General features: G+C 66.6%; 5 protein-coding genes and 1 pseudogene. 2 read left to right on the top strand and 4 right to left on the bottom strand.

Annotated elements, in window-relative coordinates:
* The first annotated feature begins 136 nt into the window (after window positions 1-136).
* Complete coding sequence (locus ACE5CZ_RS03245; RefSeq protein WP_374945929.1) at window positions 137-532, top strand: MerR family transcriptional regulator; 396 nt, start codon at window positions 137-139, stop codon at window positions 530-532.
* A 27-nt stretch (window positions 533-559) separates the two neighbouring features.
* On the opposite strand, the gene ACE5CZ_RS03240 is transcribed toward ACE5CZ_RS03245, so the two are convergent.
* The 4 genes and pseudogenes from ACE5CZ_RS03240 to ACE5CZ_RS03225 form a co-directional block, all read right to left on the bottom strand.
* On the bottom strand, window positions 560-3,088 hold the full coding sequence (locus ACE5CZ_RS03240) for a phosphoketolase (RefSeq protein ID WP_374945928.1): 2,529 nt from the start codon (window positions 3,086-3,088) through the stop codon (window positions 560-562).
* Between the two features lie 161 nt (window positions 3,089-3,249).
* On the bottom strand, window positions 3,250-3,897 hold the full coding sequence (locus ACE5CZ_RS03235; RefSeq protein WP_374945927.1) for a winged helix-turn-helix transcriptional regulator: 648 nt from the start codon (window positions 3,895-3,897) through the stop codon (window positions 3,250-3,252).
* Window positions 3,898-3,902: 5 nt separating this feature from the next.
* Complete coding sequence (locus tag ACE5CZ_RS03230; RefSeq protein ID WP_374945926.1) at window positions 3,903-4,346, bottom strand: VOC family protein; 444 nt, start codon at window positions 4,344-4,346, stop codon at window positions 3,903-3,905.
* Window positions 4,347-4,610: 264 nt separating this feature from the next.
* A pseudogene (locus ACE5CZ_RS03225) lies at window positions 4,611-5,577 on the bottom strand (aldo/keto reductase).
* Between the two features lie 52 nt (window positions 5,578-5,629).
* On the opposite strand from ACE5CZ_RS03225, the gene ACE5CZ_RS03220 reads away from it, so the two are divergent.
* Window positions 5,630-5,929 (top strand): LLM class flavin-dependent oxidoreductase (locus tag ACE5CZ_RS03220; RefSeq protein WP_374945925.1); only part of this gene is annotated, 300 nt, incomplete at its 3' end.

Raw genomic sequence — 5,929 nt, 5'->3', positions numbered from 1 at the left:
GGTTCGACCCTGTGACCAGGGCTACGGAACCAATGATGTTCACGATCTCCTCCTGCTGAGCGGGCGTCTCCCACTGCAGCGTGGCTAGACTAGAAGCTGACATCAATGTGAGGGGCAAGCCCCGATTGGAGACACCATGCGCATCGGCGATCTGGCCGCGAAGACCGGCGCGAGCGTCCGTTCACTCCGGTACTACGAGGAGCAGAAGCTGCTGGCCGCCACGCGCACCGCAGCAGGGCAGCGCGAGTACGCTCGGGCCGCCGTCGATCGGGTGCAGCTCGTGCAGCTGCTCTTCGCGGCCGGTCTCCCGAGTCGAACGATCGTCAAGCTCCTGCCCTGCGTCGATACCGGTCGGGCGGGTGTAGACGAGCTCACTATGCTCGTATCCGAACGCGACCGGATCGCCGCGCAGGTCGCGCAGCTCGGCGAGGCGCTCGGGCGGCTCGACGCCGTGATCGCAATCAGTGCGTCGCCCACGCCCGAGAACTGTCCGGCGCTGAGAGGCCGGTCGGTCGAGCTGACCCCCGCCTGACCGCCGCCCTGGCGTCAGCCGCCCGGCCTAGGAGTTGTCGCCGCCGGTCTGGTCGGCGCCCACCTCATCGCGGGCCGAGTAGTTCTGGTCGAAGCCCACTCCGTCGTTGCCCGACCACAGCCATTGGGCGACTTCGGGAATGTCCTCCCCGTGTTCGCGGGTGTACTGCCGGGCCCGCATGCGGGCATCCTGCATGTCTTGCCGCAACGTGGCCGCCTTCGACCCCAGCCCGGGCACCCGGTCGATGGCGTCGATCACCAGGCGGTAGCGGTCGAGGTTGTTGAGCATGAGCATGTCGAACGGCGTGGTCGTCGTTCCGTTCTCGATGAAGCCGCGCACGTGCAGGTTGGCGTTCGCCGCGCGACGATAGGTCAGGCGATGGATGAGCCACGGGTAGCCGTGATACGCGAACACGATGGGCTTGTCGGTCGTGAAGATGGTGTCGAAGTCGCGGTTCGACAGGCCGTGCGGATGCTCCGTCTCGTCTTGCAGGCGCATCAGGTCGATCACGTTCACGACCCGCACGCGCAGCTCGGGCAGGTGCTTGCGCAGCAGGGATGCGGCGGCCAAGGTTTCGATGGTCGGGATATCGCCGGCGCACGCGAGCACGATGTCGGGTTCGTCGCTCGGCCGCTCGGTGCCCGCCCAATCCCAGATGCCGAGTCCGCGGGTGCAGTGCGCGATGGCTTCGGGCATCGACAGCCACTGCGGCCCGGGCTGTTTGCCCGCGACGACCACGTTGATGTAGTCGACGCTGCGCAGGCAGTGGTCGTAGGTCGAGAGCAGGGTGTTCGCGTCGACCGGCAGGTAGACGCGCACCACGTCGGCCTTCTTGTTCACGACGTGGTCGATGAAACCCGGGTCCTGGTGGCTGAAGCCGTTGTGGTCCTGCCTCCAGACGTGGCTCGAGAGCAGGTAGTTGAGACTCGAGACCGAGCGGCGCCACGGGATCGAGCGGGCGACCTGCAGCCACTTGGCGTGCTGGTTGAACATCGAATCGACGATGTGGATGAACGCCTCGTAGCAGTTGAACAGTCCGTGCCGCCCGGTCAGCAGATAGCCCTCGAGCCAGCCCTGGCACTGGTGCTCCGACAGCATCTCCATCACACGCCCGGCGCGGGCGAGGTTCAGGTCGACGGGCAGGATCTCGGCGTTCCACTGCTTGTCGGTGGCCGTGTAGACCTCCTGCAGGCGATTGGATGCCGTCTCGTCTGGCCCGAAGATGCGGAAATTGTCGGGGTTCAGGCGGATCACATCGGCGAGCCACGTTCCCAGCACCTTCGTGGCCTCGGCCGTCTCGTGGCCGGGGGCCGTGACGTCGACGCCGTACTCGCGAAAGTCCGGCATCCGGAGCTCGCGTCGAAGCAGCCCGCCGTTCGAGTAGGGGGTGGCGCTCATGCGCAGGTAGCCCTCGGGGGCGAGGCCGGAGACGAACGGCGTGGGCGCGCCGTTCTCGTCGAACAGTTCTTCGGGCTTGTACTTCTTCATCCACGACTCGAGCAGGCGGGTGTGCGCCTCGGTGTCGCGAGCGCTGGCGAGCGGCACCTGATGCGCGCGCCACGTGTTCTCTACGGGAAGGCCGTCGATCTCCTCCGGGCAGGTCCAGCCCTTGGGGGTGCGCAAGATGATCATGGGCCAGCGCGGCGTTGTTTCGCCGGTGCCGTCGGCGGCATCCTGCTTGATGGAGGCGATCTCGTTGAGCACCGTGTCGAGCGTCTCGGCCATGCGCGCGTGCACGAGCAGCGGGTCTTCGCCGTCGAAACCGCCCGACACGATATGCGGGTTGTGGCCGTAGCCGCGCATCAGCGCGAGCAGGTCTTCTTCGGGGATGCGCGCGAGTACTGACGGGTTGGCGATCTTGTAGCCGTTGAGGTGCAGGATGGGCAGCACGACGCCGTCTTGCAGGGGGTCGATGAACTTGTTCGAGTGCCACGACGTGGCGAGCGGACCCGTCTCGGCCTCGCCGTCGCCGATGACGGCGGCGACCAGCAGGTTGGGGTTGTCGAAGGCCGCACCGTACGCGTGCGAGAGCGAGTAGCCCAGCTCGCCGCCTTCGTTGATCGACCCGGGGGTCTCGGGGGCCGCGTGGCTCGGGATGCCGCCGGGAAAGCTGAACTGGCGAAAGAGCCCGCGCATCCCGTCGGTCGTCTGGTCGATCTTCGAGTAGATCTCGGAGTACGTGCCGTCGAGCCACGCGTTCGCCACCATGCCGGGCCCGCCGTGGCCGGGGCCGGCGATATACAGGGTCGGCAGCGAGCGGTGCCGGATCATGCGGTTGAGGTGCGCGTAGACGAAGTTGAGTCCGGGCGTCGTTCCCCAGTGCCCGAGCAGGCGCGGCTTCACGTCGTCACGGCTGAGTGGGCGATCGAGCAGGGGGTTGTCGAGCAGATAGATCTGCCCGACCGAGAGATAGTTTGCTGCCCGCCACCACGCATCCACCTGCCTGAGCGCCTCACCCTCGAGCCTCTCGGCGGGCCTCTGGTACCAGGGATTGTGGGCGTCGCGCGGAATGACGGGCGACTGCATGGCGTCGACGGTGGATGCGGAACCGGTCATGGAACGTCTCCTCTAGCACTGCACTTCGGTAGTGCTGATCATCCTAGGACTGACGCATGTCCGTTCAGGCTGCGAGGGCGTTACTCGTTCAGGAGGAGAGGGTGGCCTCGTGGATAGTGGCGGCGGCGGGCCTCTCCTCCTGAATTAGGTACGCGATGCACTCAAGCTGCGAGGTGGAACGTGCTCACAAAGCGATCGAGCAGGGCCGGGCGCCCGTGCAGCACCTCGACGGCGTGAGCGGCGATCGCCTGCTGCGGGGCCAGTTCGCCCGAGATGAGCCGGTGGATGGCCGGGCCCGTCGCGAAGGCGAAGTCGAAGTCGACGGGCCCCTCACCGCGCGTCACGTCGAGGGCGGATCCATCCACCCGGATGAGCAGTTCTGCGTCGCCGAACCTGGCGGCGTACGAGGTGGCCGGCAACTCCAAAGCCACGCGCGGCTGGAACGCGCTTCGCAGATCCATGGTCATCGAATCGGGCGTGATGACCTGTTCGTCGCGCGCCTCGCCCAAGGCTTTGAAGCCCCATGCGCCCAACGCGAGCACGACCGGTTCGAGTTCGCGCCCATACGGCGTCACCTCGTAGACGATCACGCGTGAGCGCGGCGCCCGGCGAATGACGCCGACCGCCTGCAGCTCCTTGAGCCGCGCCGCGAGGATATTGCTCGGGATGCGCGGAAGCCCCGCGGCGAGCTCACCGTAGCGGCGCGGCCCGACGAGCAGGTCGCGCACGATGAGCAGCGCCCAGCGCTCGCCGATGAGTTCGACGGCGCGCGAGATGCCGGAGTACTGCCCGTAATCCCGTGCGGCCATCGACCTCAGGCCTGCTCGGGCTGCTGTTCGGCGAGCGCCTCGGGGCCGTTCTCTTGGGCCACCGGGTCCATCCAGCCGAACTCGATGAGGTTGCCGTCGGGGTCGGCGAGCTGGCGCTGGTACATGAAGCCGTAATCGGATGCCGGCTGCGGCTCTGATCCGCCGGCCGCAAGACCGTCGGTGACGGCCGTGTCGACCGCGTCACGCGTCTCGAGGAAGATCGCGGTCGAGACGGAAGGGTTGACGGAAGGGTCGCCGATCGGCAGCTTCGTGAAGGTCTGGAAGTACTCGCGCACCAGGATCATGAAGTAGTTGTGGCCGTCTTCGACGACGACGCACGCGGCATTGTGGTCGGAGAACTTGGGATTGATCGAGAATCCGAGGGCGGTATAGAACGCCTTGGCACGCTCGAGATCGGTGACGGGCAGGTTGACGAACATCGACTTCATGGGGGGTCCTCTGGTAGCGGGATGACTCTGGGGCTGGCTGAACTTATCTGATACTTGCAAAAAACAAGTGTCCCGTCAAGAGCTCGCTACCATCGGTTACGGCCCGCCGACGCGATGTGGCCCAATTCCATCCAAAATTCACCGGATGAGTCGATCTGCGACACATGGAGGAGGTCGCGGGCATGCAAGTTGGCGCTAATCGATGAAACTCGCGCCAGGGAGGTCGATTTGCGCCACATGGACGACTCTGCGCGCGCGTGAGGCCTAGAGGCCCTCGGGGTCGCGCGGTGTATACGGGTCGGTGAGGCGGGCGAGCTCCGGGTCGGCCAGCTCGACATCGAGCGAGGCGACTGCGTCGTCGAGGTGCTTCTGCGACGTGGCCCCCACGATGGGTGCCGTAACCGCCGACTGCTGCCGCACCCACGCGAGGGCGACCTGGGCCCTCGAGACGCCGCGCTCGCCCGCGATCGCGGCCACCGCATCCACGATTGCGCGATTCGAGTCGTCGTGCGACGAGTACAGGGTCGCGCCGAAGAGGTCTGTGCCCGTGCGCCCGGTCTCGGCATCCCACTCGCGGGTGAGCCGGCCGCGCGCGAGTGGCGACCAGGGCAGCACGCCCACCTTCTCGTCGAGGCAGAGCGGATGCATCTCGCGTTCCTCCTCGCGCTGCAGCAGGTTGTACTGGTCCTGCATCGACACGAACGCGGTGAGCCCGTTCTTCTCGGCGACCCGCTGCGCCTTCGCGAACTGCCACGCCCACATCGACGATGCTCCGATGTAGCGCACCTTGCCGCCGCGCACGAGGTCGTGCAGCGCGCTCATCGTCTCCTCGATCGGGGTCTCCGCATCCCAGCGGTGGATCTGGTAGAGGTCGATGTGGTCGACGCCGAGGCGGCGCAGGCTGTCGTCGATCGCCGACATGATGTGCACCCGCGACAGGCCCCCGCGGTTGGGCGAGTCGCCCATGCGCCCGTGCACCTTCGTGGCGATCACGACGTCGTCGCGCTGGGCGAAGTCGGCCAGGGCGCGTCCCACTATCTCTTCGCGAATAGACATCGGCCGTGTCGAACGTGGTGATGCCCTGCTCGATGGCGCTGCGGATGAGCGGCCGGCTGGTCTCCTCGTCGAGGGTCCACACGTGATTGCCGCGATCGGGCGTGCCGAAACTCATGCACCCGAGCACGATCTCCGAGATCTTCATTCCGGTGTTGCCTAGGCGTGTGTATCTCATGAGTCGAGGGTAGTCTCGCGGGGGCTTTGTTCTCCGGGATTAGATTGACCCTATGGATCTGGGTCTGCACTACTACACGTTCACCGCCCCCGAGTGGGAGACCGCCCTCGCCGATCGACTCACCGAAACGGCGCGCATCGCCGACGAGGGTGGCGTCTCGCTCTTTTCGTTCATGGACCACTGGTTTCAGATGCTCGACGCCGGCGGCCCCTTCGAGCCGATGCTCGAGGGCTACACCTCGCTCGGCTACCTCGCCGGCATCACGAACCGGATGCGGCTGGGCCTGCTGGTCACCGGCGTGACGTACCGGCATCCGGGCCTGCTCGCCAAGACGGTGACCACCCTCGACGTG

It is taken from the genome of Agreia sp. (assembly GCF_964263775.1).
In the GTDB taxonomy this organism is placed as follows: domain Bacteria; phylum Actinomycetota; class Actinomycetes; order Actinomycetales; family Microbacteriaceae; genus Agreia.
Note: the sequence above shows the minus strand (reverse complement) of the source record. Positions and strands in the feature narration are given on the sequence as shown.